This is a genomic window from Actinacidiphila sp. bgisy160 (genome assembly GCF_057707815.1).
The window spans coordinates 146,489-171,776 of sequence record NZ_JBYIQW010000009.1; the positions used below are offsets into that span (position 1 = coordinate 146,489).

Annotated in this window: 37 protein-coding genes; 36 read left to right on the forward strand and 1 reads right to left on the reverse strand. The window is 67.9% G+C overall.

What is annotated here, in order from left to right:
* Window positions 1-11 precede the first annotated feature (11 nt).
* The 5 genes from AC3EUJ_RS11230 (at window position 12) to tuf (ending at window position 5,108) form a co-directional block, all read left to right on the forward strand.
* On the forward strand, window positions 12-443 hold the full coding sequence (locus tag AC3EUJ_RS11230; protein ID WP_431960939.1) for a DUF1707 and DUF4190 domain-containing protein: 432 nt from the start codon (window positions 12-14) through the stop codon (window positions 441-443).
* 300 nt (window positions 444-743) lie between these two features.
* The gene (gene rpsL / locus AC3EUJ_RS11235; RefSeq protein ID WP_014144289.1) at window positions 744-1,115 is read left to right on the forward strand and encodes a 30S ribosomal protein S12; all 372 of its coding nucleotides are present in this window, start codon (window positions 744-746) and stop codon (window positions 1,113-1,115) included.
* Window positions 1,116-1,117: 2 nt separating this feature from the next.
* The gene (gene rpsG / locus AC3EUJ_RS11240) at window positions 1,118-1,588 is read left to right on the forward strand and encodes a 30S ribosomal protein S7 (RefSeq protein ID WP_431944495.1); all 471 of its coding nucleotides are present in this window, start codon (window positions 1,118-1,120) and stop codon (window positions 1,586-1,588) included.
* Between the two features lie 39 nt (window positions 1,589-1,627).
* The gene (gene fusA / locus AC3EUJ_RS11245) at window positions 1,628-3,754 is read left to right on the forward strand and encodes an elongation factor G (RefSeq protein ID WP_431960940.1); all 2,127 of its coding nucleotides are present in this window, start codon (window positions 1,628-1,630) and stop codon (window positions 3,752-3,754) included.
* A 160-nt stretch (window positions 3,755-3,914) separates the two neighbouring features.
* On the forward strand, window positions 3,915-5,108 hold the full coding sequence (tuf, locus tag AC3EUJ_RS11250; protein ID WP_319158063.1) for an elongation factor Tu: 1,194 nt from the start codon (window positions 3,915-3,917) through the stop codon (window positions 5,106-5,108).
* 102 nt (window positions 5,109-5,210) lie between these two features.
* Here the strand turns inward: tuf and AC3EUJ_RS11255 are convergent, their stop codons facing one another.
* Window positions 5,211-7,250: a PIG-L family deacetylase gene (locus AC3EUJ_RS11255; RefSeq protein ID WP_431960941.1), complete on the reverse strand. Its 2,040-nt coding sequence runs from the start codon at window positions 7,248-7,250 to the stop codon at window positions 5,211-5,213.
* Window positions 7,251-7,418: 168 nt separating this feature from the next.
* Here AC3EUJ_RS11255 and AC3EUJ_RS11260 point away from each other — a divergent pair, with 168 nt between their 5' ends.
* From AC3EUJ_RS11260 to AC3EUJ_RS11410, 31 genes are all read left to right on the forward strand, one after another.
* Window positions 7,419-8,645, forward strand: a complete 1,227-nt coding sequence (locus AC3EUJ_RS11260; RefSeq protein ID WP_431960943.1) for a S8 family peptidase — start codon at window positions 7,419-7,421, stop codon at window positions 8,643-8,645.
* Window positions 8,646-9,024: 379 nt separating this feature from the next.
* Complete coding sequence (gene rpsJ, locus AC3EUJ_RS11265) at window positions 9,025-9,333, forward strand: 30S ribosomal protein S10 (protein ID WP_014144312.1); 309 nt, start codon at window positions 9,025-9,027, stop codon at window positions 9,331-9,333.
* A 14-nt stretch (window positions 9,334-9,347) separates the two neighbouring features.
* On the forward strand, window positions 9,348-9,992 hold the full coding sequence (gene rplC, locus AC3EUJ_RS11270) for a 50S ribosomal protein L3 (RefSeq protein ID WP_018558869.1): 645 nt from the start codon (window positions 9,348-9,350) through the stop codon (window positions 9,990-9,992).
* Between the two features lie 4 nt (window positions 9,993-9,996).
* Complete coding sequence (rplD, locus tag AC3EUJ_RS11275) at window positions 9,997-10,647, forward strand: 50S ribosomal protein L4 (RefSeq protein ID WP_431960944.1); 651 nt, start codon at window positions 9,997-9,999, stop codon at window positions 10,645-10,647.
* Window positions 10,647-10,973: a 50S ribosomal protein L23 gene (rplW, locus tag AC3EUJ_RS11280; RefSeq protein ID WP_319139009.1), complete on the forward strand. Its 327-nt coding sequence runs from the start codon at window positions 10,647-10,649 to the stop codon at window positions 10,971-10,973. The genes rplD and rplW overlap by 1 nt, the downstream gene beginning before the upstream one ends.
* A 47-nt stretch (window positions 10,974-11,020) precedes the next feature.
* The gene (gene rplB / locus AC3EUJ_RS11285; RefSeq protein WP_319139010.1) at window positions 11,021-11,857 is read left to right on the forward strand and encodes a 50S ribosomal protein L2; all 837 of its coding nucleotides are present in this window, start codon (window positions 11,021-11,023) and stop codon (window positions 11,855-11,857) included.
* A 12-nt stretch (window positions 11,858-11,869) separates the two neighbouring features.
* Window positions 11,870-12,151 carry a 30S ribosomal protein S19 gene (gene rpsS / locus AC3EUJ_RS11290; protein ID WP_431944481.1) on the forward strand — a complete coding sequence of 94 codons (282 nt, stop codon included), beginning with the start codon at window positions 11,870-11,872 and terminating at the stop codon, window positions 12,149-12,151.
* Window positions 12,152-12,200: 49 nt separating this feature from the next.
* Entirely contained in the window at window positions 12,201-12,548 is a 348-nt protein-coding gene (gene rplV / locus AC3EUJ_RS11295) for a 50S ribosomal protein L22 (protein ID WP_361800744.1), read from the forward strand.
* Window positions 12,548-13,372: a 30S ribosomal protein S3 gene (gene rpsC / locus AC3EUJ_RS11300; protein ID WP_431960945.1), complete on the forward strand. Its 825-nt coding sequence runs from the start codon at window positions 12,548-12,550 to the stop codon at window positions 13,370-13,372. Before rplV ends, rpsC begins: the two co-directional genes overlap by 1 nt.
* A 5-nt stretch (window positions 13,373-13,377) precedes the next feature.
* Window positions 13,378-13,797: a 50S ribosomal protein L16 gene (gene rplP / locus AC3EUJ_RS11305; protein WP_018558876.1), complete on the forward strand. Its 420-nt coding sequence runs from the start codon at window positions 13,378-13,380 to the stop codon at window positions 13,795-13,797.
* Window positions 13,797-14,021 carry a 50S ribosomal protein L29 gene (rpmC, locus tag AC3EUJ_RS11310; protein ID WP_431960947.1) on the forward strand — a complete coding sequence of 75 codons (225 nt, stop codon included), beginning with the start codon at window positions 13,797-13,799 and terminating at the stop codon, window positions 14,019-14,021. The genes rplP and rpmC overlap by 1 nt, the downstream gene beginning before the upstream one ends.
* A complete protein-coding gene (gene rpsQ, locus AC3EUJ_RS11315) occupies window positions 14,021-14,305 on the forward strand; it encodes a 30S ribosomal protein S17 (protein WP_431944475.1) in 285 nt (94 codons plus the stop codon). Before rpmC ends, rpsQ begins: the two co-directional genes overlap by 1 nt.
* Before the next feature lie 157 nt (window positions 14,306-14,462).
* Complete coding sequence (rplN, locus tag AC3EUJ_RS11320) at window positions 14,463-14,831, forward strand: 50S ribosomal protein L14 (protein ID WP_055718836.1); 369 nt, start codon at window positions 14,463-14,465, stop codon at window positions 14,829-14,831.
* Window positions 14,832-14,834: 3 nt separating this feature from the next.
* Window positions 14,835-15,158: a 50S ribosomal protein L24 gene (gene rplX / locus AC3EUJ_RS11325; RefSeq protein WP_431944472.1), complete on the forward strand. Its 324-nt coding sequence runs from the start codon at window positions 14,835-14,837 to the stop codon at window positions 15,156-15,158.
* Window positions 15,158-15,715 carry a 50S ribosomal protein L5 gene (rplE, locus tag AC3EUJ_RS11330; RefSeq protein ID WP_431960948.1) on the forward strand — a complete coding sequence of 186 codons (558 nt, stop codon included), beginning with the start codon at window positions 15,158-15,160 and terminating at the stop codon, window positions 15,713-15,715. The genes rplX and rplE overlap by 1 nt, the downstream gene beginning before the upstream one ends.
* Window positions 15,716-15,718: 3 nt before the next feature.
* Window positions 15,719-15,904: a type Z 30S ribosomal protein S14 gene (locus tag AC3EUJ_RS11335; RefSeq protein WP_059127180.1), complete on the forward strand. Its 186-nt coding sequence runs from the start codon at window positions 15,719-15,721 to the stop codon at window positions 15,902-15,904.
* 195 nt (window positions 15,905-16,099) lie between these two features.
* Window positions 16,100-16,498: a 30S ribosomal protein S8 gene (gene rpsH / locus AC3EUJ_RS11340; protein WP_018558881.1), complete on the forward strand. Its 399-nt coding sequence runs from the start codon at window positions 16,100-16,102 to the stop codon at window positions 16,496-16,498.
* Between the two features lie 21 nt (window positions 16,499-16,519).
* Window positions 16,520-17,059 carry a 50S ribosomal protein L6 gene (gene rplF, locus AC3EUJ_RS11345; protein WP_319139016.1) on the forward strand — a complete coding sequence of 180 codons (540 nt, stop codon included), beginning with the start codon at window positions 16,520-16,522 and terminating at the stop codon, window positions 17,057-17,059.
* A gap of 3 nt (window positions 17,060-17,062) precedes the next feature.
* On the forward strand, window positions 17,063-17,446 hold the full coding sequence (rplR, locus tag AC3EUJ_RS11350; RefSeq protein WP_319158056.1) for a 50S ribosomal protein L18: 384 nt from the start codon (window positions 17,063-17,065) through the stop codon (window positions 17,444-17,446).
* A 41-nt stretch (window positions 17,447-17,487) separates the two neighbouring features.
* Entirely contained in the window at window positions 17,488-18,093 is a 606-nt protein-coding gene (rpsE, locus tag AC3EUJ_RS11355; RefSeq protein WP_003998815.1) for a 30S ribosomal protein S5, read from the forward strand.
* Complete coding sequence (gene rpmD, locus AC3EUJ_RS11360; protein WP_018558884.1) at window positions 18,093-18,275, forward strand: 50S ribosomal protein L30; 183 nt, start codon at window positions 18,093-18,095, stop codon at window positions 18,273-18,275. Before rpsE ends, rpmD begins: the two co-directional genes overlap by 1 nt.
* A gap of 1 nt (window position 18,276) precedes the next feature.
* Window positions 18,277-18,732: a 50S ribosomal protein L15 gene (gene rplO / locus AC3EUJ_RS11365; protein ID WP_431960949.1), complete on the forward strand. Its 456-nt coding sequence runs from the start codon at window positions 18,277-18,279 to the stop codon at window positions 18,730-18,732.
* 223 nt (window positions 18,733-18,955) lie between these two features.
* Window positions 18,956-20,269, forward strand: coding sequence for a preprotein translocase subunit SecY (gene secY / locus AC3EUJ_RS11370; protein ID WP_431960950.1), 1,314 nt, complete (start codon window positions 18,956-18,958; stop codon window positions 20,267-20,269).
* Window positions 20,269-20,943, forward strand: coding sequence for an adenylate kinase (locus AC3EUJ_RS11375; RefSeq protein ID WP_431960951.1), 675 nt, complete (start codon window positions 20,269-20,271; stop codon window positions 20,941-20,943). The genes secY and AC3EUJ_RS11375 overlap by 1 nt, the downstream gene beginning before the upstream one ends.
* A gap of 92 nt (window positions 20,944-21,035) precedes the next feature.
* Window positions 21,036-21,872: a type I methionyl aminopeptidase gene (gene map, locus AC3EUJ_RS11380; RefSeq protein WP_431960952.1), complete on the forward strand. Its 837-nt coding sequence runs from the start codon at window positions 21,036-21,038 to the stop codon at window positions 21,870-21,872.
* A gap of 153 nt (window positions 21,873-22,025) precedes the next feature.
* Window positions 22,026-22,247 carry a translation initiation factor IF-1 gene (infA, locus tag AC3EUJ_RS11385; RefSeq protein ID WP_003956442.1) on the forward strand — a complete coding sequence of 74 codons (222 nt, stop codon included), beginning with the start codon at window positions 22,026-22,028 and terminating at the stop codon, window positions 22,245-22,247.
* Between the two features lie 28 nt (window positions 22,248-22,275).
* Entirely contained in the window at window positions 22,276-22,389 is a 114-nt protein-coding gene (gene rpmJ, locus AC3EUJ_RS11390; RefSeq protein WP_003956441.1) for a 50S ribosomal protein L36, read from the forward strand.
* 188 nt (window positions 22,390-22,577) lie between these two features.
* Complete coding sequence (gene rpsM / locus AC3EUJ_RS11395; protein ID WP_361800616.1) at window positions 22,578-22,958, forward strand: 30S ribosomal protein S13; 381 nt, start codon at window positions 22,578-22,580, stop codon at window positions 22,956-22,958.
* Between the two features lie 67 nt (window positions 22,959-23,025).
* A complete protein-coding gene (gene rpsK / locus AC3EUJ_RS11400) occupies window positions 23,026-23,430 on the forward strand; it encodes a 30S ribosomal protein S11 (protein ID WP_018558890.1) in 405 nt (134 codons plus the stop codon).
* Between the two features lie 36 nt (window positions 23,431-23,466).
* Window positions 23,467-24,093, forward strand: coding sequence for a 30S ribosomal protein S4 (gene rpsD / locus AC3EUJ_RS11405; RefSeq protein ID WP_431960954.1), 627 nt, complete (start codon window positions 23,467-23,469; stop codon window positions 24,091-24,093).
* A gap of 106 nt (window positions 24,094-24,199) precedes the next feature.
* Window positions 24,200-25,222 (forward strand): DNA-directed RNA polymerase subunit alpha, encoded by a 1,023-nt coding sequence (locus AC3EUJ_RS11410; protein ID WP_431960955.1) that lies wholly within the window; start codon window positions 24,200-24,202, stop codon window positions 25,220-25,222.
* Window positions 25,223-25,288: the final 66 nt, after the last annotated feature.

The window sequence follows — 25,288 nt, forward strand, 5'->3', positions numbered from 1 at the left end:
ATAATGGAGCGATGCGGGCTGCGAACGATGATCGCGAGCGTACGGTGGACGTGCTCAAGGCGGCGTTCACCGAAGGCCGGTTGACCCAGTCGGAGTTCGAGGACCGGGTCGGGCTGGCCTACCAGGCTGTGACGTACCAGGAGCTGTACGGACTCACCGCGGACATCCCGCGTCCCCGTCGGCTCCCCACGCCGCCGCCGCCGGTCAACGCCAAGGCGGTCGCCTCGCTGGTCTGCGGTGCGGTGGGCGTGTTCGGGCTGGTGATCCCCGGGATACCGGCCGTGGTGCTGGGGCACATGGCGCGCCGGGAGATCCGGCGCACGGGCGAGCGGGGCGACGTCCTCGCCGTGTGCGGTCTGGTGATGGGCTACCTTCTGACCGCGTTCACGGTCGCGATCACGGCGATCGTCGTTATGGTGGTAGTGGCGGTCAGTCACGGCTGAGTGCGTTCCCGCGAGCCCACGGAGGGGTCCGGCGGGAGGGTGCGGCATCGGCCGAGACCATATGTTTTGACCGAAGGCTGGGCGCTGGGTACGCTCTGACCTTGTGCCTGGGGTGTGCCCGGGTTCTCGTGCGTGCACTTGTCCGCGCGGGACACCGAGGCCGATACACCGACAAATACGCACTTTCGCTTCGACGGAAATCGTATGAGGTGCGCGACACACCCGACCGCGTGGGTCGGAGTGAGCCGCTGAAACCCCAGGTTAGAAGTATCGAGTCGGCACACAGAAACCGGAGAAACGGTGCCTACGATCCAGCAGCTGGTCCGAAAGGGCCGGCAGGACAAGGTCGAGAAGAACAAGACGCCCGCACTGAAGGGTTCCCCTCAGCGCCGCGGCGTCTGCACGCGTGTCTACACGACCACCCCGAAGAAGCCGAACTCGGCCCTGCGTAAGGTCGCGCGTGTGCGTCTGACCAGCGGCATCGAGGTCACCGCTTACATTCCGGGTGAGGGTCACAACCTGCAGGAGCACTCCATCGTGCTCGTGCGTGGTGGCCGTGTGAAGGACCTGCCGGGTGTTCGCTACAAGATCATCCGCGGCTCGCTCGACACCCAGGGTGTCAAGAACCGCAAGCAGGCCCGCAGCCGCTACGGCGCCAAGAAGGAGAAGTAAGAATGCCTCGTAAGGGCCCCGCCCCGAAGCGCCCGGTCATCGTCGACCCGGTTTACGGTTCTCCTCTGGTGACCTCGCTCGTCAACAAGATCCTCCTGCACGGCAAGCGCTCCACCGCCGAGCGCATCGTGTACGGCGCCCTCGAGGGCCTGCGCGAGAAGACCGGCCAGGACCCGGTCATCACGCTCAAGCGTGCCCTGGAGAACGTCAAGCCCTCCCTCGAGGTCAAGTCCCGCCGCGTCGGCGGTGCGACCTACCAGGTCCCGGTCGAGGTCCGCCCCGGCCGTGCCAACACCCTGGCGCTGCGCTGGCTCGTGGGTTACTCCCGTGCCCGCCGCGAGAAGACCATGACCGAGCGTCTGATGAACGAGCTGATGGACGCCAGCAACGGTCTGGGCGCCGCGGTCAAGCGCCGCGAGGACACCCACAAGATGGCCGAGTCCAACAAGGCCTTCGCGCACTACCGCTGGTAGTCGCTACCCCATCGAGAACCGAGAGAAGACTGAAGCCTTATGGCTACCACTTCACTTGACCTGGCCAGGGTCCGCAACATCGGGATCATGGCCCACATCGACGCGGGCAAGACGACGACCACCGAGCGGATCCTGTTCTACACCGGTGTCTCGTACAAGATCGGTGAGGTCCACGACGGCGCTGCCACGATGGACTGGATGGAGCAGGAGCAGGAGCGCGGCATCACGATCACGTCCGCCGCGACCACCTGTCACTGGCCGCTGGAGAACGTCGACCACACCATCAACATCATCGACACGCCGGGTCACGTCGACTTCACCGTCGAGGTGGAGCGTTCGCTGCGCGTGCTCGACGGTGCCGTGACGGTGTTCGACGGCGTCGCCGGCGTCGAGCCGCAGTCCGAGACCGTGTGGCGTCAGGCGGACCGCTACGGCGTCCCGCGCATCTGCTTCGTCAACAAGCTGGACCGCACCGGTGCCGAGTTCCACCGCTGCGTCGACATGATCGTGGACCGCCTGGGCGCGACCCCGATCGTCATGCAGCTGCCGATCGGTGCCGAGGCCGACTTCAAGGGCGTCATCGACCTCGTCCGCATGAAGGCCCTCGTGTGGTCCGCCGAGGCCACCAAGGGCGAGATGTACGACGTCGTCGACATCCCGGCCACGCACACCGAGGCCGCCGACGAGTGGCGCGGCAAGCTGCTCGAGGCCGTCGCGGAGAACGACGAGGAGATGATGGAGCTGTACCTCGAGGGCACCGAGCCCACCGAGGAGCAGCTGTACGCGGCCATCCGCCGCGTCACCATCAACTCCGGCAAGGGCGACGGCGTCACCGTCACCCCGGTCTTCTGCGGCACCGCGTTCAAGAACAAGGGCGTGCAGCCCCTGCTCGACGCCGTCGTGCGCTACCTCCCCTCCCCGCTGGACGTCGAGGCCATCGAGGGCCACGCGGTCGGCGACGCCGAGGAGATCATCAGGCGCAAGCCCTCCGACGACGAGCCGCTGTCGGCGCTGGCGTTCAAGATCATGAGCGACCCGCACCTCGGCAAGCTCACCTTCGTCCGCGTGTACTCCGGCCGCCTGGAGTCCGGCACCGCCGTGCTGAACTCCGTCAAGGGCCGCAAGGAGCGCATCGGCAAGATCTACCGCATGCACGCGAACAAGCGTGAGGAGATCGACTCGGTGGGCGCCGGCGACATCGTCGCCGTCATGGGCCTGAAGCAGACCACCACCGGTGAGACGCTGAGCGACGAGAAGAACCCGGTGATCCTGGAGTCCATGGACTTCCCGGCGCCGGTCATCCAGGTCGCGATCGAGCCCAAGTCCAAGGGCGACCAGGAGAAGCTGGGTGTCGCCATCCAGCGTCTCGCGGAGGAGGACCCCTCCTTCCAGGTCCACTCGGACGAGGAGACCGGCCAGACCATCATCGGCGGTATGGGCGAGCTGCACCTCGAGGTGCTGGTCGACCGCATGCGCCGTGAGTTCAAGGTCGAGGCCAACGTCGGCAAGCCGCAGGTGGCGTACCGCGAGACCATCCGCAAGACGGTCGAGAAGGTCGACTACACCCACAAGAAGCAGACCGGTGGTACGGGCCAGTTCGCGAAGGTCCAGATCTCCATCGAGCCTCTCGAGGGTGGCGACGCCTCCTACGAGTTCGTCAACCAGGTCACCGGTGGCCGCATCCCCCGCGAGTACATCCCGTCGGTGGACGCCGGTGCCCAGGAGGCCATGAAGTTCGGCATCCTGGCGGGCTACGAGATGGTGGGCGTCCGCGTCATCCTTCTCGACGGTGCCTACCACGAGGTCGACTCCTCCGAGCTGGCGTTCAAGATCGCCGGTTCGCAGGCCTTCAAGGAGGCCGCCCGCAAGGCCGGCCCCGTGCTGCTCGAGCCGATGATGGCCGTCGAGGTCACCACGCCCGAGGAGTCCATGGGCGACGTCATCGGTGACATCAACTCCCGCCGTGGCCAGATCCAGGCCATGGAGGAGCGCGCTGGCGCCCGGGTCGTCAAGGCCCTGGTGCCCCTGTCGGAGATGTTCGGCTACGTCGGCGACCTCCGCAGCAAGACGTCGGGTCGCGCGAGCTACTCGATGCAGTTCGACTCCTACGCCGAGGTTCCCAAGAACGTCGCCGAGGAGATCATCGCGAAGGCCAAGGGCGAGTAACCCAGTAGGTGCACTCGCACTAGGCTTGACCGGGAGGCTTAGGGGCATTCCGCCGCGAACCGCAAGGGGAGCGCCGGATGCCCCGGCCGCCCGCAACCCAGCAAAGATCACCCTGGCGCCGATGAAGTAAGGCGTACAGCAACTCCACAGGAGGACCCCAGTGGCGAAGGCGAAGTTCGAGCGGACTAAGCCGCACGTCAACATCGGCACCATCGGTCACATCGACCACGGTAAGACCACTCTTACCGCTGCGATCACCAAGGTGCTGCACGACGCGTACCCGGAGCTGAACCCCTTCACGCCGTTCGACCAGATCGACAAGGCGCCGGAGGAGCGGCAGCGCGGTATCACCATCTCCATCGCGCACGTCGAGTACCAGACGGACGCGCGTCACTACGCGCACGTCGACTGCCCGGGTCACGCGGACTACATCAAGAACATGATCACCGGTGCCGCGCAGATGGACGGCGCGATCCTGGTGGTCGCGGCCACCGACGGCCCGATGCCGCAGACCAAGGAGCACGTGCTCCTGGCCCGCCAGGTCGGCGTTCCGTACATCGTCGTCGCCCTGAACAAGGCCGACATGGTGGACGACGAGGAGATCCTGGAGCTCGTCGAGCTCGAGGTCCGTGAACTGCTCTCCGAGTACGAGTTCCCGGGCGACGACCTGCCGGTCGTCCGCGTCTCCGCGCTGAAGGCGCTGGAGGGTGACAAGGAGTGGGGCGAGAAGCTCCTCGGCCTGATGAAGGCCGTGGACGAGTCCGTCCCCACCCCCGAGCGCGACGTCGACAAGCCGTTCCTGATGCCGATCGAGGACGTTTTCACGATCACCGGTCGTGGCACCGTCGTCACCGGTCGTATCGAGCGCGGTGTCCTCAAGGTCAACGAGACCGTCGACATCATCGGCATCAAGCCGGAGAAGACCACCACCACGGTCACCGGCATCGAGATGTTCCGCAAGCTGCTCGACGAGGGCCAGGCCGGTGAGAACGTCGGTCTGCTGCTCCGCGGCATCAAGCGCGAGGACGTCGAGCGCGGCCAGGTCATCATCAAGCCGGGCTCGGTCACCCCGCACACCGAGTTCGAGGCCCAGGCCTACATCCTGTCGAAGGACGAGGGTGGCCGTCACACCCCGTTCTTCAACAACTACCGCCCGCAGTTCTACTTCCGTACCACGGACGTGACCGGCGTCGTGACCCTCCCCGAGGGCACCGAGATGGTCATGCCGGGCGACAACACCGCCATGACGGTCGCGCTGATCCAGCCGATCGCCATGGAGGAGGGCCTGAAGTTCGCCATCCGCGAGGGTGGCCGGACCGTCGGCGCCGGCCAGGTCACCAAGATCCTGAAGTAAGGATCCCGGCGATCCGCCGCTTGCCGTAGGCGAGTTGCACGAGGGCCCCGGCCCACCGTTCACGCGGTGGGCCGGGGCCCTCGCCGTTTCGGCCCGGGGCGGCTAGACCGGGGTGCGCAGCTCCGGCCGCCAGATCCAGGGCGTGGCGTCCGTCCCGAAGCCCACGACGGCCGGCCGGGCGCCGGGGCGGCCGTGCAGGGCCGGGAAGCCGTACGCGGGGGCGCCCCGGCGCAGCGCGCCGGCCGGGTGCGCGAGGCCGGCGACGTGGACGGACCCGTCGGCGCCGCGGCCGGCGAGCAGCCCGTGGGCCTGGGCGAGGGGGCCGTAACCGTCGAAGAGCCTCGGCCGGCCAGGCGCGAGCGCCGCCCGGACGAAGCCGAGCCGGTGGACGAGCAGTTCGTCGCTCGCCGGCAGGCGGTAGACCAGCGACAGGGAGCCGTCGGGCTCGGCAGTGGCGGCCGGGGGATCGGCGGGGACGGGCAGTGCGGTCAGCAAGCGGCAGACCGGCGGACGGCCGGGCGCGTCCTGGGACCAGTGGTGCACGGCGGTGCGCCCGGCGGCGAACACGTGCACCCTCCCGTCGCGGTCCACGACCGCGCTCAGCCCGTCCTGCACCTGGCCGCCGCCCAGGTCCTGCCAGCCGATCCAGCTGCCGTCCGGCTCCCGTACGCGAGTGCTCAGGCCCTTGGCGGCGTTGCGTACGAACAGGTGCACCCGGCCGTCCGGGGCGGTCACCGCGACGGGGACGCCGATCCTGCGGCCCCGGTCCGGGTCGTCCTCGGGCGAGCCGAGCCCCTGCCAGTCACGGCCCTCCTCCAGCAGCACCACGTCCCGGGTGTTGGCCGTCCGGTCGCTGTCCAGCGAGGCGAACCGCAGGGCGAACAGCAGCGGGCCGCCGCCGGCCGGGTCGGTCACGACGCTCAGCGCGGGGGCGAGCGGGCCGCCGCCCAGGTCGCGTGGCGGGCCCCAGCGCCCGCTGCCGGGGGCGGTCTCGCGCCAGCGCACCGCGCGGGTGCCGAGCACACCGTGGGCGACCAGTCGCCCCTGCGCGTCGGTCCCGGGCACGAGGCGGGCGCCGGGGTGGCGGTAGTGGGTGCTGCGCACCCAGCCCTTGCGGTTGGTCAGCGGCCTGCCCACGCCCACCGCGTAGTCGCCGCAGCCGGAGGGGTCGCCGCACGGCCAGTCGGGGGCGCCGCCGTACGGGGCGAGGTAGCCGGCCTTCCGGCGCAGCAGTGCCGGCGGGAGGTTGTAGGGCCAGTGGTGGTTGTAGTAGCCCCGGTAGGCCGTCGTCAGGAAGGCGGGCACGACGCCCTCGCTGCGGGCGACGGTGTCGGCGTGGCGGGCGATCGCCTTCCAGGTGAACAGCGCGGTCGCGGTGTGGTCCCAGTGGTCGCTGTAGCCGAGCTGCTCGATGTCCCGTCGCCAGGTGGCCCCGTTGGCCTCCATGTCCGGGTCGGGGTCGAGGGTGTGGACGACGGTCGGCCGGTGGCGCTCCAGCAGGCCGGTGAGCACGTCCACCAGGACGTCGTGGGTGTACGTGCCCCTGGCGGTGTTCGGTGAGCCCGCCGAGGTGAAGGTCGGCATCGTCATGCCGGGCAGTTGCCACAGCTGCGGCAGGCCGACCCTGTTGGTGCTGCCGTGCATGGCGAGGTTGAGGAAGACCAGCACCGCCTCGCGGTCGCCCACCCGCAGCGTGTCGACCTCGGAGGTCATGCCGTGGGCCAGCCGCGTGGTGCCGCGCCGCCAGGGGGTGAAGATGTCGGTGCCCAGCATCGCCGCGTAGGCCTGCCGCAGTCCCTGGTGGCGGGCGGCGGAGTAGGCGGCCTTGTCGGGGGCCGGACGCGGTTGTCCCGGTGGACGGTTGACGCCGTGCGCCTCGCCCGCGGTGACGTACACCGACACCACGGGGACGCCCGCCTCGACGGCCTGCACGGTGTCCGGGTTCATGAAGTACAGCTCGTCGTCGGGGTGCGCCAGGACCTGGAGCAGCCGTGCCCCGCCGGCCGCCGCACGGAACGCGAGAGGGGCGGGCGCCGGACCGGTGGCCGCGACCCCGGACCGGGAGCAGCCGGCCACGGCGACCGCGGCGGTGCCGGCGGCGAGGCCGGCCAGGAAGCGCCGACGGGTGGGAGCGATCTTCACGTCAGGCTAGAGGGCGGTTCCGCCCGGGAGGTTGCCGCGCTCCGGCGCGGCGTGCGCCACCTGGGCGACGCGTGTACGTCATCGGGGCGTCACCTTCCCGGCCGCCGCAGCCCCTCGCCCGATCGGCGCACTGCGCGAGCAGGCCATGAGCACTCGATGTTACGACTGGTGACGTTCGGTGCACACCCGTACGAGTCCCCCGAGGAGCCCGCCATGCGCCTGTCCCAGCGCCGGGCAGTGGTCGTCGCCGCCGTCCTGACGGCCGTCCTGCCCGCACTCGGCGGGGCCGCCGCGACGCCGGAGCCGCCGGGGGCCCCGCTGCGGATGGCGGCTCAGGGCGGCATCCGCGGGCAGTATGTGGTGATGCTGCGGCCGGGTACCGATCCGGGCACGGTGCTGCGCAGCGTCGAGGCGAGGGCGATGTTCACGTTCACCAGCGCGCTGGTGGGCTTCGCCGCGCGGCTGACCGACGGCCAGGTCTCCCGGCTGCGCGCGGTGCCGGGGGTGGAGGCCGTGGAACAGGACACCGAGGTCGCGGCGCCGAATCCGGCGACGCAGGTGACCGCGGCCGCCGCCGAGGTGTCCTGGGGCCTGGCCCGGATCGGCAGCCGGGCCCGCGAGGGCGGTGTCTTCAGTGTCCGGGCGACGGGCGCCGCGGTCACCTCGTACATCATCGACACCGGCATCGACTTCGGGCACGCCGAGTTCGGCGGGCGGGCGGTGCCAGGGTTCGACGCGGTGGGGGACGGCCGGGACGGCGCCGACTGCAACGGGCACGGCACGCACGTCGCCGGGACGGTCGGCGGCGCCGGCACCGGGGTCGCCCGGGCGACGAAGCTGGTCTCGGTACGGGTGCTGGGCTGTGACGGCCGCGGCTCGGTGGCCACGGTCGTCGCCGGGATGAACTGGGTGGCCGCCCATGCGGTGAAGCCGGCGGTCGCCAACCTGTCGACCGGTGGCGCGCACAGCGAGACGGCCGACCGCGCGGTGGAGGGCCTGGCGGCCGCGGGGGTCTTCCCGGTGGTCGCCGCCGGCAACTCCGACGAGGACGCCTGCGGTGTCTCCCCGGCCGGGGCGCCGGGCGCGTTCACCGTCGCCGCGACCGACGAGTCGGACCACAAGGCGTCCTTCAGCAACTGGGGCGGCTGCGTGGACATCAGCGCCCCCGGCACCGGGATCACCTCGGCGGCCATGGGCGGGGGGCTGGTCCGCATGAGCGGCACCTCGATGGCCGCCCCGCACGTCACGGGGGTGGCGGCGCTCTACAAGGACACGAACGGGGACGTCTCCACGCCCTTCCTCGCCTCCTGGCTGCTGGCCAACGCCACTCCCGGCGTGCCCGTCGACGCCCCGCCCGGCACCCCGCCGTTGCTGGTGTACACATCCGGACTGTGACCCGGGTTTGGGGAAGCGGGGGCGGCGGGTAAGGTACTGCGCCCCGATTGGCGTCCGACGCGTCCGGTATGGCAGACTAGCCGGGTTGCTCGGTCGAGTGCCGATGCTGCGCGCCTCCCGTCGGGAGGACCGGAAGCGAGTCCCACAGTACTCGTCGTCCCGCTCGGGACGGACGTACGGGAATCTTCCGGGAAGCGTCAGCGGGGTGCTCGCCAGGCGCTCGGTGGGTGCCTTCTCCCACGTATCCCCTCCCTGAGGGTCTCCGCCATGCGGAGATTTAAGGGAAGGGAAGCGACACGCCCGACCGCGTGGGTCGGAGAAGACGGTCGAACCACCGAGTTCCAGAGCGTTCACTAGCAGACAGGACTACGAAGTAGCCATGGCGGGACAGAAGATCCGCATCCGGCTCAAGGCCTACGACCACGAGGTCATCGACTCCTCGGCGAAGAAGATCGTCGAGACGGTGACGCGTACTGGTGCGCAGGTCGCGGGCCCGGTGCCGCTGCCCACTGAGAAGAACGTGTACTGCGTCATCAAGTCGCCGCACAAGTACAAGGACTCGCGCGAGCACTTCGAGATGCGCACGCACAAGCGCCTGATCGACATCCTCGACCCGACGCCCAAGACCGTTGACTCGTTGATGCGCCTGGACCTTCCGGCCGGCGTCGACATCGAGATCAAGCTCTGAGAGGCGCGGAACAGATGGCTAAGCAGATCAAGGGCATCCTGGGCGAGAAGCTCGGCATGACCCAGGTCTGGGACGAGAACAACCGTGTCGTCCCCGTGACCGTGGTCAAGGCCGGCCCGAACGTCGTGACCCAGGTCCGCACGAACGACGTCGACGGCTACGAGTCGGTCCAGATCGCCTTCGGCGAGATCGACCCGCGCAAGGTGAACAAGCCCCTCAAGGGCCACTTCGCCAAGGCCGACGTGACCCCCCGCCGCCACCTGGTGGAGCTCCGCACCGCGGACGCCGCCGAGTACACCCTCGGCCAGGAGATCACCGCCGAGGTGTTCGAGGCCGGCGTGAAGGTGGACGTCACCGGCAAGAGCAAGGGCAAGGGCTTCGCCGGTGTCATGAAGCGTCACAACTTCAAGGGCCTCGGCGCCGGTCACGGCACCCAGCGCAAGCACCGCTCTCCCGGCTCCATCGGTGGCTGCGCCACCCCGGGCCGTGTGTTCAAGGGTCTGCGCATGGCGGGCCGCATGGGCAACGAGCGGGTCACCACCCAGAACCTGACCGTCCACGCTGTTGACGCGGAGAAGGGCCTGCTGCTCATCAAGGGCGCGGTTCCCGGCCCGAACGGCGGCCTCGTCCTGGTCCGCACCGCGGCCAAGGGGGCCTGAGGATATGAGCACCATTGACATTCTGTCGCCCGCCGGCGACAAGACCGGGACCGTAGAGCTCCCGGGCGAGATCTTCGACGCGAAGGTCAGCATCCCGCTGATCCACCAGGTCGTCGTGGCGCAGCTGGCCGCCGCCCGTCAGGGCACGCACAAGGTCAAGACGCGTGGCGAGGTCCGCGGTGGTGGCAAGAAGCCGTACCGCCAGAAGGGCACCGGCCGCGCCCGTCAGGGTTCGACCCGCGCCCCGCAGTTCGCCGGTGGCGGCGTCGTGCACGGTCCCGTGCCGCGTGACTACTCGCAGCGGACCCCGAAGAAGATGAAGGCCGCCGCCCTGCGCGGTGCCCTCACCGACCGGGCGCGTCACAACCGCATCCACGTCGTGACCGGCGTCGTCGAGGGCGAGTCCCCGTCGACGAAGGCCGCCAAGACGCTGCTGGGCAAGATCAGCGACCGCAAGAACGTGCTGCTCGTCGCCGACCGCGCCGAAGAGGCCGCGTGGCTCTCCGCCCGCAACCTGCCCCAGGTGCACATCCTGGAGGCCGGCCAGCTGAACACGTACGACGTGCTCGTCTCCGACGACGTGGTCTTCACCAAGGCCGCCTTCGACCGCTTCATCGGTAACGGCGCCGCCGAGACCGAAGGGAGCGACGCCTGATGGCCGAGCAGACCGCGATCACCAGCCGGACCTTCACGGACCACCGTGACATCCTGGTCAAGCCGGTGGTCTCCGAGAAGAGCTACGCGCTGCTGGACGAGAACAAGTACACGTTCGTCGTCGACCCGCGTGCCAACAAGACCCAGATCAAGCAGGCCGTCGAAGCGGTCTTCTCGGTCAAGGTCACCGGGGTCAACACGATCAACCGTCAGGGTAAGCGCAAGCGCACCAAGACCGGTTTCGGCAAGCGCAAGGACACCAAGCGCGCCATCGTGACCCTCGCCGAGGGCGACCGCATCGACATCTTCGGCGGCCCGGTCTCCTAACGGAGGCCGGAACGTTCAGAAGTCCGGAATCTTCCGAGGACTGAGAAATGGGTATCCGCAAGTACAAGCCGACGACCCCGGGCCGTCGTGGCTCCAGCGTCGCCGACTTCGTCGAGATCACGCGGTCCACGCCGGAGAAGTCGCTGGTCCGCCCGCTGCACAGCAAGGGCGGCCGTAACAACGCCGGTCGTGTGACCGTTCGCCACCAGGGTGGTGGCCACAAGCGCGCCTACCGCGTGATCGACTTCCGTCGTCACGACAAGGACGGCGTGCCGGCCAAGGTCGCGCACATCGAGTACGACCCCAACCGCACCGCGCGCATCGCGCTCCTGCACTACGCGGACGGCGAGAAGCGCTACATCCTGGCCCCGGCCAAGCTGAACCAGGGCGACCGGATCGAGAACGGCCCCGGCGCGGACATCAAGCCCGGCAACAACCTGCCGCTGCGCTACATCCCCGTCGGTACCACCGTTCACGCCATCGAGCTGCGTCCCGGCGGCGGCGCGAAGATCTCCCGCTCCGCGGGCTCTTCGGTGCAGCTGCTGGCGAAGGAGGGCTCCATGGCCACCCTTCGCATGCCGTCCGGTGAAGTCCGCATGGTCGACGTCCGCTGCCGCGCCACCATCGGCGAGGTCGGCAACGCCGAGCAGTCGAACATCAACTGGGGCAAGGCCGGCCGTATGCGCTGGAAGGGCGTCCGCCCGACCGTCCGCGGTGTGGCCATGAACCCTGTCGACCACCCGCACGGTGGTGGTGAGGGCAAGACCTCCGGTGGTCGCCACCCGGTCAGCCCGTGGGGTCAGAAGGAGGGTCGTACTCGCTCGCCGAAGAAGGCCAGCAGCAAGTACATCGTCCGCCGCCGCAAGACGAACAAGAAGCGCTAGGAGCGGGTTTAGATGCCGCGCAGTCTCAAGAAGGGGCCCTTCGTCGACGACCACCTGATCAAGAAGGTGGACGCTCAGAACGAGGCCGGTACCCACAACGTCATCAAGACCTGGTCCCGCCGCTCGATGATCATCCCGGCGATGCTGGGCCACACGATCGCGGTGCACGACGGCCGTAAGCACGTCCCGGTGTTTGTCACCGAGTCGATGGTCGGCCACAAGCTCGGCGAGTTCGCGCCGACCCGCACCTTCCGCGGCCACGAGAAGGACGACCGCAAGTCGCGTCGTCGCTGACCTGCGGAGCGGAACAGTGACGACACAGACAGACACCGAAGGGACAACCATGGAAGCCAGGGCCCAGGCGCGGTACATCCGCGTCACGCCCATGAAGGCCCGCCGCGTGGTGGACCTCATCCGTGGCATGAGCGCCACGGAGGCTCAGGCGGTCCTGCGTTTCGCCCCGCAGGCCGCGAGCGTGCCGGTGGGCAAGGTGCTCGACAGCGCCATTGCCAACGCCGCGCACAACTACGACCACACCGACGCCGAGTCGCTGTACATCAGTGAGGCGTACGTCGACGAGGGCCCGACCCTGAAGCGGTTCCGTCCGCGCGCCCAGGGCCGCGCCTACCGGATCCGCAAGCGGACCAGCCACATCACCGTGGTCGTCAGCAGCAAGGAAGGGACCCGGTAATGGGCCAGAAGGTTAACCCGCACGGGTTCCGGCTCGGCATCACCACGGACTTCAAGTCCCGTTGGTACGCCGACAAGCTGTACAAGGACTACGTCAAGGAAGACGTCGCCATCCGCCGGATGATGACGCAGGGCATGGAGCGGGCCGGCATCTCCAAGGTGGAGATCGAGCGCACCCGCGACCGCGTCCGCGTCGACATCCACACCGCCCGGCCGGGCATCGTCATCGGCCGCCGCGGCGCGGAGGCCGACCGTATCCGCGGCGACCTGGAGAAGCTGACCGGCAAGCAGGTCCAGCTGAACATCCTCGAGGTCAAGAACCCGGAGACGGACGCTCAGCTGGTGGCCCAGGCCGTCGCCGAGCAGCTGTCCTCCCGCGTCTCCTTCCGTCGTGCGATGCGCAAGAGCATGCAGAGCACGATGAAGGCCGGCGCCAAGGGCATCAAGATCCAGTGCGGTGGCCGTCTCGGCGGCGCCGAGATGTCCCGCTCGGAGTTCTACCGCGAGGGCCGCGTTCCGCTGCACACGCTGCGCGCCAACGTCGACTACGGCTTCTTCGAGGCCCGTACGACCTTCGGCCGTATCGGCGTGAAGGTGTGGATCTACAAGGGCGACGTCAAGAACATCGCCGAGGTCCGCGCCGAGAACGCCGCCGCCCGCGCCGGCAACCGCCCGGCCCGTGGCGGTGGCAATGACCGTCCGCAGCGCCGCGGTGGCGAGCGCGGCGGCCGTGGCCGTCGTCCCCAGGGTGACGCCCAGGCCCCCAAGGCCGAGGTGACCACCGCTGAGGCTCCGGCTGCGGAGACCACCGGAACGGAGGCCTGACCCCCATGCTGATCCCCCGTCGGGTCAAGCACCGTAAGCAGCACCACCCGAAGCGTGATGGCATGGCCAAGGGTGGCACCGAGCTGGCGTTCGGTGAGTACGGCATCCAGGCCGTCACCCCCGCGTACGTGACGAACCGGCAGATCGAGTCCGCTCGTATCGCCATCACCCGTCACATCCGCCGTGGCGGCAAGGTCTGGATCAACATCTACCCGGACCGCCCGCTCACGAAGAAGCCGGCCGAAACCCGCATGGGTTCCGGTAAGGGCTCCCCGGAGTGGTGGGTCGCGAACGTCAAGCCCGGTCGGGTGATGTTCGAGCTGTCCTTCCCGAACGAGAAGGTTGCGCGTGAGGCGCTCACCCGAGCCGCCCACAAGCTTCCGATGAAGTGCCGGATCGTCCGGCGCGAGGCAGGTGAGCTGTAATGGCGGCCGGTACCAAGGCGACCGAGCTGCGCCAGCTGGGTGACGAGGAGCTCGTCGCCAAGCTGCGTGAGGCCAAGGAGGAGCTGTTCAACCTCCGCTTCCAGGCGGCCACCGGACAGCTCGAGAACAACTCCCGGCTGAAGGTTGTCCGCAAGGACATCGCCCGGATCTACACCCTCATGCGTGAGCGTGAGCTCGGCATCGAGACGGTGGAGAACGCCTGATGAGCGAGAAGAATGTGACTGAGAGCAGCGAGCAGCGCGGCTTCCGCAAGACCCGTGAGGGTCTCGTGGTCAGCGACAAGATGGACAAGACCGTCGTGGTCGCCGTCGAGGACCGTGTGAAGCACGCCCTGTACGGCAAGGTCATCCGCCGTACCAACAAGCTCAAGGCGCACGACGAGCAGAACGCCGCGGGCGTCGGCGACCGCGTCCTCCTCATGGAGACCCGGCCGCTGTCCGCGAGCAAGCGCTGGCGCGTCGTCGAGATCCTCGAGAAGGCCAAGTAAGACCGCTCGGCCGGCCGGACCGCGTGACCCGTTCGCGCGGTCCGGCCCCGGCCGGCACGTAATTCCTGCGGGGGGTTCCCCGCAGGACGGTTCCGCCAGGCTCGCAGGGTGATCCGCAAGGACCCTGCGGGAACCGGCAGACGATCAGGAGATAGACGTGATCCAGCAGGAGTCGCGACTGCGTGTCGCCGACAACACGGGCGCGAAGGAGATCCTTTGCATCCGTGTGCTCGGTGGCTCCGGTCGCCGCTACGCGGGAATCGGTGACGTCATCGTCGCCACCGTCAAGGACGCGATCCCCGGTGGCAACGTGAAGAAGGGCGACGTCGTCAAGGCGGTCGTCGTGCGCACCGTCAAGGAGCGCCGCCGTCCCGACGGTTCGTACATCCGCTTCGACGAGAACGCGGCCGTCATCCTCAAGAACGACGGTGACCCCCGCGGCACCCGTATCTTCGGCCCCGTGGGCCGGGAGTTGCGCGAGAAGAAGTTCATGAAGATCATCTCTCTCGCGCCGGAGGTGCTGTAACCGATGAAGATCAAGAAGGGCGACCTGGTCCAGGTCATCACCGGTAAGGACAAGGGCAAGCAGGGCAAGGTCATCGCGGCCTACCCCGCCGAGGACCGTGTCCTGGTCGAGGGTGTCAACCGGGTCAAGAAGCACACCAAGGCCGGCCAGACCGCTCGCGGTTCGAAGACCGGCGGCATCATCACGACCGAGGCGCCCGTCCACGTCTCCAACGTCCAGCTGGTCGTTGAGAAGGACGGCAAGAAGGTCGTGACCCGCGTCGGCTACCGCTTCGACGACGAGGGCAACAAGATCCGCGTTGCCAAGCGGACTGGTGAGGACATCTGATGACTACCACCACTTCGCCTCGTCTGAAGGCGCGCTACCGCGAGGAGATCGCGGGCAAGATGCGTGACGAGTTCCAGTACGAGAACGTCATGCAGATCCCCGGTCTCACCAAGATCGTGGTCAACATGGGTGTGGGCGACGCCGCCCGCGACTCCAAGCTGATCGAGGGCGCGATCCGCGACCTCACCACGATCACCGGCCAGAAGCCGGCCGTCACCAAGGCCCGGAAGTCCATCGCGCAGTTCAAGCTGCGTGAGGGTCAGCCGATCGGCGCCCACGTCACCCTGCGCGGTGACCGCATGTGGGAGTTCCTGGACCGTCTGCTGTCGCTCGCGCTCCCGCGCATCCGCGACTTCCGCGGTCTGTCGCCGAAGCAGTTCGACGGCCGAGGCAACTACACCTTCGGTCTCACGGAGCAGGTCATGTTCCACGAGATCGACCAGGACAAGATCGACCGCACCCGGGGTATGGACATCACCGTGGTGACCACGGCGACCAACGACGCTGAGGGCCGCGCGCTCCTTCGTCACCTCGGCTTCCCGTTCAAGGAGGCGTGAGCCGTGGCGAAGAAGGCTCTTATCGCGAAGGCCGCCCGCAAGCCCAAGTTCGGCGTGCGTTCCTACACGCGCTGCCAGCGCTGCGGCCGTCCGCACTCCGTGTACCGCAAGTTCGGCCTGTGCCGCGTGTGCCTTCGCGAGATGGCGCACCGCGGTGAACTGCCGGGCGTGACCAAGAGTTCCTGGTAACCACCAGGGCTCTCGGTAAGCAGATGAGTGGCGGGAGCCCGGCCCTGAGTACCGTAAGGTAGAAGGGTTGGGCGCCCGCCGCCCATGACCGTCTTACTACGCCGTAGGTCCCCGCGCCGCACCCGTCCCCAGCCTCATGGGGGAGAGGGATGGCGCATATAGGAAACCCCGGCGAGAGAGGCCTAAGGCCATCACATGACCATGACTGACCCGATCGCAGACATGCTGACGCGTCTGCGGAACGCGAACTCCGCGTACCACGACGAGGTCACCATGCCGTTCAGCAAGATCAAGTCGCACATCGCGGAGATCCTCCAGCAGGAGGGTTACATCCAGGGCTGGAAGGTCGAGGACGCCGAGGTCGGCAAGAACCTCACCATCGACCTGAAGTTCGGTCCGAACCGCGAGCGCTCGATCGCCGGCATCAAGCGCATCAGCAAGCCCGGTCTGCGGGTCTACGCAAAGTCCACCAACCTGCCGAAGGTGCTCGGCGGCCTGGGTGTGGCGATCATCTCCACCTCCCACGGGCTCCTCACCGACAAGCAGGCCAACAAGAAGGGCGTGGGTGGGGAAGTCCTCGCCTACGTCTGGTAGTCGGGAAACGGAGGTATAGCCATGTCGCGTATTGGACGGCTGCCCATCCCGGTTCCCGCCGGCGTGGACGTCACCATCGATGGCCGGACGGTCTCGGTGAAGGGCCCCAAGGGTTCCCTGACCCACACCGTTGCCGCGCCGATCGACATCGTCAAGAGCGAGGACGGCACCTTGCAGGTGTCGCGTCCGAACGACGAGCGTCAGAACAAGGCCCTGCACGGCCTGTCCCGCACGCTGGTGGCGAACATGATCACCGGCGTGACCGCGGGCTACGTGAAGAAGCTCGAGATCAGCGGTGTCGGCTACCGCGTCCAGGCGAAGGGCTCCAACCTGGAGTTCGCCCTGGGCTACAGCCACCCGATCCTCGTCGAGGCCCCCGAGGGCATCTCCTTCAAGGTCGAGAGCCCCACCAAGTTCTCGGTCGAGGGCATCGACAAGCAGAAGGTCGGCGAGGTCGCCGCGAACATCCGCAAGCTGCGGAAGCCCGACCCGTACAAGGCCAAGGGCGTCAAGTACGAGGGCGAAGTCATCCGCCGCAAGGTCGGAAAGGCTGGTAAGTAAGCCATGGCATACGGCGTGAAGATCGCCAAGGGCGACGCTTACAAGGGCGCTGCCAAGAAGCGTCGCCACATCCGCGTCCGCAAGCGGATCTCGGGCACCGAGGAGCGTCCGCGCCTGGTCGTGACCCGTTCCAACCGGGGCATCACGGCGCAGGTCATCGACGACCTCAAGGGCCACACCCTGGCCTCGGCGTCGCACCTGGACACCTCGATCCGGGGTGCCGAGGGCGACAAGACCGAGCAGGCGAAGAAGGTCGGCCAGCTGGTCGCCGAGCGGGCCAAGGCGGCCGGTGTCGGGACCGTTGTGTTCGACCGCGGTGGCAACCGGTACGCCGGTCGCATCGCTGCCCTGGCCGACGCCGCCCGCGAAGCCGGGCTCGGTTTCTGAGCCGGTTCCGTAGCTAGCGGAAACAGAGAGAGGTAAATCCAATGGCTGGACCCCAGCGCCGCGGTGGCGGTGCCGGTGGCGGCGAGCGGCGGGACCGGAAGGGCCGTGACGGCGGCGCAGCTGCCGCCGAGAAGACCGCGTACGTTGAGCGCGTTGTCGCGATCAACCGCGTCGCCAAGGTTGTGAAGGGTGGTCGTCGCTTCAGCTTCACCGCGCTGGTCGTGGTGGGCGACGGTGACGGCACCGTGGGTGTCGGCTACGGCAAGGCCAAGGAGGTGCCGGCCGCCATCGCCAAGGGCGTTGAGGAGGCCAAGAAGCACTTCTTCAAGGTCCCCCGTATCCAGGGCACCATCCCGCACCCCATCCAGGGCGAGAAGGCCGCGGGCGTCGTCCTGCTCAAGCCTGCTTCCCCCGGTACGGGTGTGATCGCCGGTGGTCCGGTGCGCGCCGTCCTGGAGTGCGCCGGCATTCACGACGTGCTGTCGAAGTCGCTCGGCTCCGACAACGCGATCAACATCGTGCACGCCACGGTGGAGGCGCTGAAGGGCCTGCAGCGCCCCGAGGAGATCGCCGCCCGTCGTGGTCTGCCGCTCGAGGACGTGGCCCCGGCTGCTCTGCTCCGGGCGCGTGCAGGGGTGGGTGCGTAATGGCTCGCCTCAAGGTCACGCAGGTCAAGTCCTACATCGGCAGCAAGCAGAACCACCGTGACACCCTGCGTTCGCTCGGCCTGAAGCGGCTGAACGACGTCGTGGTCAAGGAGGACCGCCCGGAGATCCGCGGCATGGTCCACACCGTCCGCCACCTCGTCACGGTCGAGGAGGTCGACTGACATGGGAGAGCAGTCTCCGCTGAAGGTCCACAACCTCCGTCCGGCCCCGGGCGCCAAGACCGCCAAGACCCGTGTCGGTCGCGGTGAGGCCTCCAAGGGCAAGACGGCCGGTCGTGGTACCAAGGGCACGAAGGCCCGCTACCAGGTTCCGGAGCGCTTCGAGGGTGGGCAGATGCCCCTCCACATGCGTCTTCCGAAGCTGAAGGGCTTCAAGAACCCGTTCCGCACCGAGTTCCAGGTCGTGAACCTGGACAAGCTGGCCGCGCTCTACCCCGAGGGTGGCGAGGTCACGGTGGCCGACCTGGTCGCCAAGGGTGCCGTGCGGAAGAACCAGCTCGTCAAGGTGCTGGGCACCGGCGAGGTCTCCGTGGCGCTGCAGGTGACCGTCGACGCGGTCTCCGGCTCCGCCAAGGAGAAGATCACCGCTGCGGGCGGCTCGGTCACCGAGCTCGTCTGAGAGTGATGCCACATCCATCCGGGGATGTTCCGCACTTTCGTGCGGGGCATCCCCGGTTGGTCATTCCGGGGACGGATGCCCGCCGGTAAGGTGGGCCGGGCTAGTCTTGCGGGGCCTGTGCACTGAAGCGGGTCAGGCAAGCCCAAACGTTTTGCAGTTCCACCATTCGTAGCTTTCAACACCGTCACCTCCCGCCGAAGACGCGGGAGGCGCAGGAGGCACCGTGCTCACCGCGTTCGCCCGGGCGTTCAGGACGCCCGACCTGCGCAAGAAGCTGCTGTTCACGCTGGGCATCATGGTGCTGTTCCGGCTGGGGGCGCACATCCCGATCCCTGGGGTCGACTACCAGGTGGTCAACTCCTGCATCAAGGCGGTCGGCGGGAATCAGGGCCTCTTCGGCCTGGTGAACCTCTTCAGCGGCGGCGCGCTTCTGCAGCTCACGATCTTCGCGCTCGGCATCATGCCGTACATCACCGCGAGCATCATCCTGCAGCTGCTCACCGTGGTCATCCCGCGCCTGGAAGCCCTCAAGAAGGAGGGCCAGGCCGGCCAGACGAAGATCACGCAGTACACGCGCTACCTCACCGTGGCGCTCGCGATCCTGCAGGGCACCGGTCTGGTGGCCACCGCCCGCTCCGGCAGCCTCTTCCAGCAGTGTCCCGACCGCTTCAACATCGTCCCGGACCAGTCGATCTTCACCACGATCACGATGGTCATCACGATGACCGCGGGCACCGCCCTCATCATGTGGCTGGGTGAGCTCATCACCGACCGCGGCATCGGCAACGGCATGTCGATCCTGATGTTCCTGTCGATCGCGGCCGGCTTCCCCGGCGCCCTCTGGGCGATCAAGAAGTCCGGGAACATCGCGGACGGCTGGGTCGAGTTCGGGGCCGTCATCCTGGTGGGTCTGGCGATGGTCGCCCTCGTCGTCTTCGTCGAGCAGGCGCAGCGCCGCATCCCCGTGCAGTACGCGAAGCGCATGATCGGGCGTCGTTCGTACGGTGGAACCTCCACCTACATCCCGCTGAAGGTGAACCAGGCGGGTGTGATTCCCGTCATCTTCGCGTCATCGCTCCTGTACATCCCGTCACTGGTCGTCCAGTTCAGTGGATCCACCTCTACCTGGGCAAACTGGGTCAGGGACAACCTGGTCAAGGGCGATCACCCGATCTACATCACCGCGTACTTCCTGCTGATTGTCTTCTTTGCCTTCTTCTACGTGGCCATCTCCTTCAACCCCGAAGAAGTCGCGGACAACATGAAGAAGTATGGTGGGTTCATCCCGGGCATCCGGGCTGGTCGTCCCACCGCGGAGTACCTCAGCTACGTGCTCAACCGCATCACGTGGCCGGGCGCTATGTACCTGGGTCTGATCGCCTTGGTGCCCACTGTGGCGCTGGTGCTGTTCAACGCGAACCAGAACTTCCCGTTCGGCGGGACGAGCATCCTGATCATCGTGGGTGTCGGCCTGGAGACGGTGAAGCAGATCGAGAGCCAGCTTCAGCAGCGTAACTACGAAGGGTTCCTCCGCTGATGCGCATCGTCCTCGTCGGGCCCCCCGGGGCCGGCAAGGGTACGCAGGCTGCGTACCTTGCCAGGAACTTGTCGATCCCGCACATCTCCACGGGCGACCTCTTCCGGGCGAACATCAGCCAGGGCACGGAGCTGGGCCTCAGGGCCCGCGAGTACACCGATGCCGGCCGGCTGGTCCCCGACGAGATCACCATCGGCATGGCCAAGGACCGCATGCTGCAGCCGGACGCCGCGGGCGGCTTCCTGCTCGACGGCTTCCCGCGGAACGTGGGCCAGGCCCAGGCGCTCGACAAGATCCTCGCCGAGACCGGGATAGCGCTGGACGCCGTCCTGGACCTCGAGGTCCCCGAGGAGGAGGTCGTCAAGCGGATCGCCGGCCGCCGACTGTGCCGCAAAGACGGCGGCCACGTCTTCCATGTGGTCTACCGGCCTCCGGCCGTCGAGGGCGTGTGCGACGAGTGCGGTGGTGAGCTGTACCAGCGTTCGGACGACACCGAGGAGAAGGTGCGGGTCCGGCTGGAGGAGTACCACAGCAAGACCGAGCCGATCATCGACTACTACAAGCAGCAGGGCCTGGTGCGCACGATCTCGGCCCTGGGCAAGGTCGCCGAGGTGACCAAGCGGGCGATGGACGCGCTGCAGGGCAAGAAGGACACGGGCGACAGCGCCGCCTGAACACATGCGTGACCGTTGCGGCCGCGGTGTCCCCCAGGACCCCGCGGCCGTACCGTTGAGGTATCCCGTGGGACGAAGGAAGGCCAGGACCGATGGTGGAGATCAAGACCCCCGAGCAGATCGCGAAGATGCGCGCGGCGGGCCTGGTCGTCGCCGCGATCCACGAGGCCACCCGTGAGGCGGCCGTCCCCGGGGCCACCACCAAGGACCTGGACGACGTGGCCCGCAAGGTCCTCGCCGACCACGGCGCCAAGCCGAACTTCCTCGGCTACGGCGGTTTCCCCGCCACGATCTGCACTTCCGTGAACGATGTCGTCGTCCACGGCATCCCGGACACCGCGACCGTCCTGAAGGACGGCGACATCATCTCGATCGACTGCGGTGCCATCGTCGACGGATGGCACGGCGACGCCGCCTACACCGCCTTCGTGGGCGGCGGTCACGCTCCGGAGCTCATCGAGCTCAGCCGGGTGACCGAGGAGTCCATGTGGGCCGGCATCGCCGCCTTCCGCAAGGGCGACCGGCTGGTCGACATCTCCCGTGCCATCGAGACGTACATCCGCCGGCAGCCCAAGCCCGGCGGCGGCAAGTACGGGATCATCGAGGAGTACGGCGGCCACGGCATCGGTTCGCAGATGCACATGGACCCCCACCTGCTGAACTACGTCTCGCGCAAGCGCGGCAAGGGCCCCCGTCTGGTGGCGGGCATGTGCCTGGCCATCGAGCCGATGGTCAGCCTCGGCACCCCGCTCACCCACGTTCTCGAGGACGAGTGGACGGTCAGGACCGACGACGGCACCTGGTCCTCCCACTGGGAGCACTCCGTCGCGCTCACCGAGGAGGGCCCGCTGGTCCTGACCGCCCGTGACGGCGGCAAGGCCAAGCTGGCGGAGTACGGGATCACGGCCGCGCCGGACCCGCTCGCCTGAGCGCCCCCTCCGGCCCGCTTATCGATCATCTTTCGCGGGCATACACCCCGGATTCGTCTTTCAGGAACGGCTGACGTAGACTGTCACGTCGGCTCGCGTATGCCTTCAGGCATGCCAAAAGCCGATCAAGGTAGCCGATCCCGAAAGCAGGACATGGCCAAGAAGCAAGGCGCCATCGAAATCGAGGGCACCGTGATCGAGTCTCTGCCGAACGCTATGTTCAAGGTGGAGCTGCAGAACGGTCACAAGGTCCTCGCGCACATCAGTGGCAAGATGCGCATGCACTACATCCGCATCCTTCCCGATGACCGGGTCGTTGTGGAGTTGTCCCCCTACGACCTCACGCGCGGACGGATCGTCTACCGCTACAAGTAGATCTCACGACCCGGAGAACCTGAATTCCATGAAGGTCAAGCCGAGCGTCAAGAAGATCTGCGACAAGTGCAAGGTGATCCGCCGTCACGGCCGGGTCATGGTCATCTGCGACAACCTGCGCCACAAGCAGCGCCAGGGCTGACGCACGCCGACCTGCACCTCGCAGTTCTTCCCGCGACGCGAGCAACACATGTACATACGCAGCGCCCGTCGGGCCGGATCCGTCCGGCTGACGACACCTCCGGCGGGGGCCGGGGACCTGGTCCGTACCTCGTACGGCGGCCAGGAGCGGCGCTGCGGAAGACCCCCAACACCAACAGGAGCCATTGAATGGCACGCGTTTCAGGTGTTGACATCCCGCGCGAAAAGCGTGTGGAAGTCGCCCTCACCTACGTCTTCGGCATTGGCCGCACCCTGGCCAAGGAGACCCTCGCCGCCACCGGCGTGAACCCGAACACCCGCGTTCGCGACCTGGACGAAGAGGACCTCGTCAAGATCCGCGAGTACGTGGACGCCAACATCAAGACCGAGGGTGACCTCCGTCGCGAGATCCAGGCGGACATCCGCCGCAAGGTGGAGATCGGCTGCTACCAGGGCCTGCGCCACCGCCGCGGCCTGCCGGTCCACGGTCAGCGGACCCACACCAACGCCCGCACCCGCAAGGGCCCGCGTCGCGCCATCGCCGGCAAGAAGAAGCCGGGCAAGAAGTAGTCCTCAGCGGACGCTCGTCAGCGGTCTTCGCTGTAGGACCGACCACCTCCACCGGGAGTAACCACATATGCCTCCGAAGGGCCGTCAGGCCGGCGCCAAGAAGGTGCGCCGCAAGGAGAAGAAGAACGTCGCTCATGGGCACGCCCACATCAAGAGCACGTTCAACAACACCATCGTTTCGATCACGGACCCGTCCGGCAACGTGATCTCCTGGGCCTCCGCCGGCCACGTCGGCTTCAAGGGCTCGCGCAAGTCGACCCCGTTCGCCGCGCAGATGGCCGCCGAGTCGGCCGCCCGCCGCGCGCAGGAGCACGGCATGCGCAAGGTCGATGTGTTCGTCAAGGGCCCCGGCTCCGGCCGTGAGACCGCGATCCGCTCCCTCCAGGCCACCGGCCTCGAGGTCGGCTCGATCCAGGACGTCACTCCGACCCCGCACAACGGATGCCGCCCGCCGAAGCGCCGGCGCGTCTGATCAGCAATCCGCTGAGCAGGTAGGAGAAAAACAGGAATGGCGCGTTACACCGGGGCCGACTGCAAGCGTTGCCGTCGGGAGAAGCAGAAGCTCTTCCTCAAGGGGAGCAAGTGCGAGAGCGCGAAGTGCCCGATCGAGATCCGTCCTTACCCCCCGGGTGAGCACGGACGCGGGCGCACCAAGGACAGCGAGTACCTGTTGCAGATGCGCGAGAAGCAGAAGTGCGCGCGTATCTACGGTGTCCTTGAGAAGCAGTTCCGCGGGTACTACGAGGAGGCGAACCGCAGGTCCGGCAAGACCGGTGAGAACCTGCTCCGCATCCTGGAGTCCCGGCTGGACAACGTGGTCTACCGGGCGGGCTTCGCCAAGTCGCGTGATCATGCGCGGCAGCTGGTCCGTCACGGCCACTTCCTCGTGAACGGCGTCAAGACCGACATCCCGTCGGCCCGTGTCGTCGCGAACGACATCGTCGAGGTCCGTCAGTCCTCCCGTAGCCTGACCCCCTTCCAGGTGGCTCAGGGGGAGGCGGGCGAGAGGACCGTCCCGGCCTGGCTGGAGGCGATCCCCTCGCGTCTGCGGATCCTCGTGCACAACCTGCCCGAGCGCCCGGTGATCGACACCCAGGTGCAGGAGCAGCTGATCGTCGAGCTCTACTCGAAGTAGCAGGGCTCACGGTCCCGGGCGGTGCGGCGCTTTTCGCGCCGCGCCGCCCGTACCCTTGAAGCCTCGGCATCAAATGGTGGGTGCCGAAGACTGGAGGCAATACCTCATGCTGATCGCTCAGCGCCCCTCGTTGACCGAAGAGGTCGTCGACGAGTTCCGCTCCCGGTTCGTGATCGAGCCGCTGGAGCCGGGCTTCGGCTACACCCTCGGCAACTCGCTCCGCCGCACGCTCCTCTCCTCGATCCCGGGTGCCGCCGTCACCTCGATCCGGATCGACGGCGTCCTGCACGAGTTCACCACCGTGCCGGGTGTCAAGGAGGACGTCACCGACCTCATCCTCAACATCAAGTCGCTGGTCGTCTCCTCGGAGCACGACGAGCCGGTCGTGATGTACCTGCGCAAGCAGGGCCCGGGTGTGGTCACCGCCGCCGACATCGCGCCCCCGGCCGGTGTCGAGGTGCACAACCCCGACCTCGTCCTGGCCACGCTGAACGGCAAGGGCAAGCTGGAGATGGAGCTGACCGTCGAGCGCGGTCGCGGCTACGTCTCCGCCGTCCAGAACAAGCAGCAGGGCCAGGAGATCGGCCGTATCCCGGTCGACTCCATCTACAGCCCGGTGCTCAAGGTCAGCTACAAGGTCGAGGCGACCCGTGTCGAGCAGCGCACCGACTTCGACAAGCTGATCGTCGACGTCGAGACCAAGCCCGCGATGCGTCCCCGTGACGCCGTGGCCTCGGCCGGCAAGACCCTCGTCGAGCTGTTCGGTCTCGCCCGCGAGCTGAACGTCGACGCCGAGGGCATCGACATGGGCCCGTCCCCGACGGACGCCGCCCTGGCGGCGGACCTCGCGCTGCCGATCGAGGAGCTCGAGCTCACCGTCCGTTCCTACAACTGCCTCAAGCGTGAGGGCATCCACTCGGTGGGTGAGCTCGTGGCGCGCTCCGAGGCGGACCTGCTCGACATCCGCAACTTCGGTGCGAAGTCGATCGACGAGGTCAAGGCGAAGCTGGCCGGCATGGGCCTGGCCCTCAAGGACAGCCCGCCCGGATTCGACCCGACCTCCGCCGCCGACACCTTCGGTGCGGACGACGACGTCGATGCCGGCTTCGTCGAGACCGAGCAGTACTGATCTGACTGCCCCCGGGCATCCGCCCGGGGGGCCCTGACACCGGTACCTGACACGGCCGGTGCAGAG

Excerpts from the sequence above, each read along its gene's own strand:
- fusA (WP_431960940.1), top strand. The coding sequence starts at position 1,628 with ATGGCTACCACTTCACTTGACCTGGCCAGGGTCCGCAACATCGGGATC.
- rplO (WP_431960949.1), top strand. The coding sequence starts at position 18,277 with ATGGGAGAGCAGTCTCCGCTGAAGGTCCACAACCTCCGTCCGGCCCCG.
- rplV (WP_361800744.1), top strand. The coding sequence starts at position 12,201 with ATGGAAGCCAGGGCCCAGGCGCGGTACATCCGCGTCACGCCCATGAAG.
- rpsM (WP_361800616.1), top strand. The coding sequence starts at position 22,578 with ATGGCACGCGTTTCAGGTGTTGACATCCCGCGCGAAAAGCGTGTGGAA.
- rpsG (WP_431944495.1), top strand. The coding sequence starts at position 1,118 with ATGCCTCGTAAGGGCCCCGCCCCGAAGCGCCCGGTCATCGTCGACCCG.
- rpsJ (WP_014144312.1), top strand. The coding sequence starts at position 9,025 with ATGGCGGGACAGAAGATCCGCATCCGGCTCAAGGCCTACGACCACGAG.
- rplB (WP_319139010.1), top strand. The coding sequence starts at position 11,021 with ATGGGTATCCGCAAGTACAAGCCGACGACCCCGGGCCGTCGTGGCTCC.
- rpmD (WP_018558884.1), top strand. The coding sequence starts at position 18,093 with ATGGCTCGCCTCAAGGTCACGCAGGTCAAGTCCTACATCGGCAGCAAG.
- rplP (WP_018558876.1), top strand. The coding sequence starts at position 13,378 with ATGCTGATCCCCCGTCGGGTCAAGCACCGTAAGCAGCACCACCCGAAG.
- infA (WP_003956442.1), top strand. The coding sequence starts at position 22,026 with ATGGCCAAGAAGCAAGGCGCCATCGAAATCGAGGGCACCGTGATCGAG.
- rplC (WP_018558869.1), top strand. The coding sequence starts at position 9,348 with ATGGCTAAGCAGATCAAGGGCATCCTGGGCGAGAAGCTCGGCATGACC.
- AC3EUJ_RS11375 (WP_431960951.1), top strand. The coding sequence starts at position 20,269 with ATGCGCATCGTCCTCGTCGGGCCCCCCGGGGCCGGCAAGGGTACGCAG.
- rplR (WP_319158056.1), top strand. The coding sequence starts at position 17,063 with ATGGCATACGGCGTGAAGATCGCCAAGGGCGACGCTTACAAGGGCGCT.
- rpmC (WP_431960947.1), top strand. The coding sequence starts at position 13,797 with ATGGCGGCCGGTACCAAGGCGACCGAGCTGCGCCAGCTGGGTGACGAG.
- rpsQ (WP_431944475.1), top strand. The coding sequence starts at position 14,021 with ATGAGCGAGAAGAATGTGACTGAGAGCAGCGAGCAGCGCGGCTTCCGC.
- AC3EUJ_RS11230 (WP_431960939.1), top strand. The coding sequence starts at position 12 with ATGCGGGCTGCGAACGATGATCGCGAGCGTACGGTGGACGTGCTCAAG.
- rpmJ (WP_003956441.1), top strand. The coding sequence starts at position 22,276 with ATGAAGGTCAAGCCGAGCGTCAAGAAGATCTGCGACAAGTGCAAGGTG.
- rpsK (WP_018558890.1), top strand. The coding sequence starts at position 23,026 with ATGCCTCCGAAGGGCCGTCAGGCCGGCGCCAAGAAGGTGCGCCGCAAG.
- map (WP_431960952.1), top strand. The coding sequence starts at position 21,036 with ATGGTGGAGATCAAGACCCCCGAGCAGATCGCGAAGATGCGCGCGGCG.
- AC3EUJ_RS11410 (WP_431960955.1), top strand. The coding sequence starts at position 24,200 with ATGCTGATCGCTCAGCGCCCCTCGTTGACCGAAGAGGTCGTCGACGAG.
- rplE (WP_431960948.1), top strand. The coding sequence starts at position 15,158 with ATGACTACCACCACTTCGCCTCGTCTGAAGGCGCGCTACCGCGAGGAG.
- rplX (WP_431944472.1), top strand. The coding sequence starts at position 14,835 with ATGAAGATCAAGAAGGGCGACCTGGTCCAGGTCATCACCGGTAAGGAC.
- rpsH (WP_018558881.1), top strand. The coding sequence starts at position 16,100 with ATGACCATGACTGACCCGATCGCAGACATGCTGACGCGTCTGCGGAAC.
- rplW (WP_319139009.1), top strand. The coding sequence starts at position 10,647 with ATGGCCGAGCAGACCGCGATCACCAGCCGGACCTTCACGGACCACCGT.
- rpsE (WP_003998815.1), top strand. The coding sequence starts at position 17,488 with ATGGCTGGACCCCAGCGCCGCGGTGGCGGTGCCGGTGGCGGCGAGCGG.
- rplD (WP_431960944.1), top strand. The coding sequence starts at position 9,997 with ATGAGCACCATTGACATTCTGTCGCCCGCCGGCGACAAGACCGGGACC.
- rpsD (WP_431960954.1), top strand. The coding sequence starts at position 23,467 with ATGGCGCGTTACACCGGGGCCGACTGCAAGCGTTGCCGTCGGGAGAAG.
- rpsS (WP_431944481.1), top strand. The coding sequence starts at position 11,870 with ATGCCGCGCAGTCTCAAGAAGGGGCCCTTCGTCGACGACCACCTGATC.
- rpsC (WP_431960945.1), top strand. The coding sequence starts at position 12,548 with ATGGGCCAGAAGGTTAACCCGCACGGGTTCCGGCTCGGCATCACCACG.
- rplF (WP_319139016.1), top strand. The coding sequence starts at position 16,520 with ATGTCGCGTATTGGACGGCTGCCCATCCCGGTTCCCGCCGGCGTGGAC.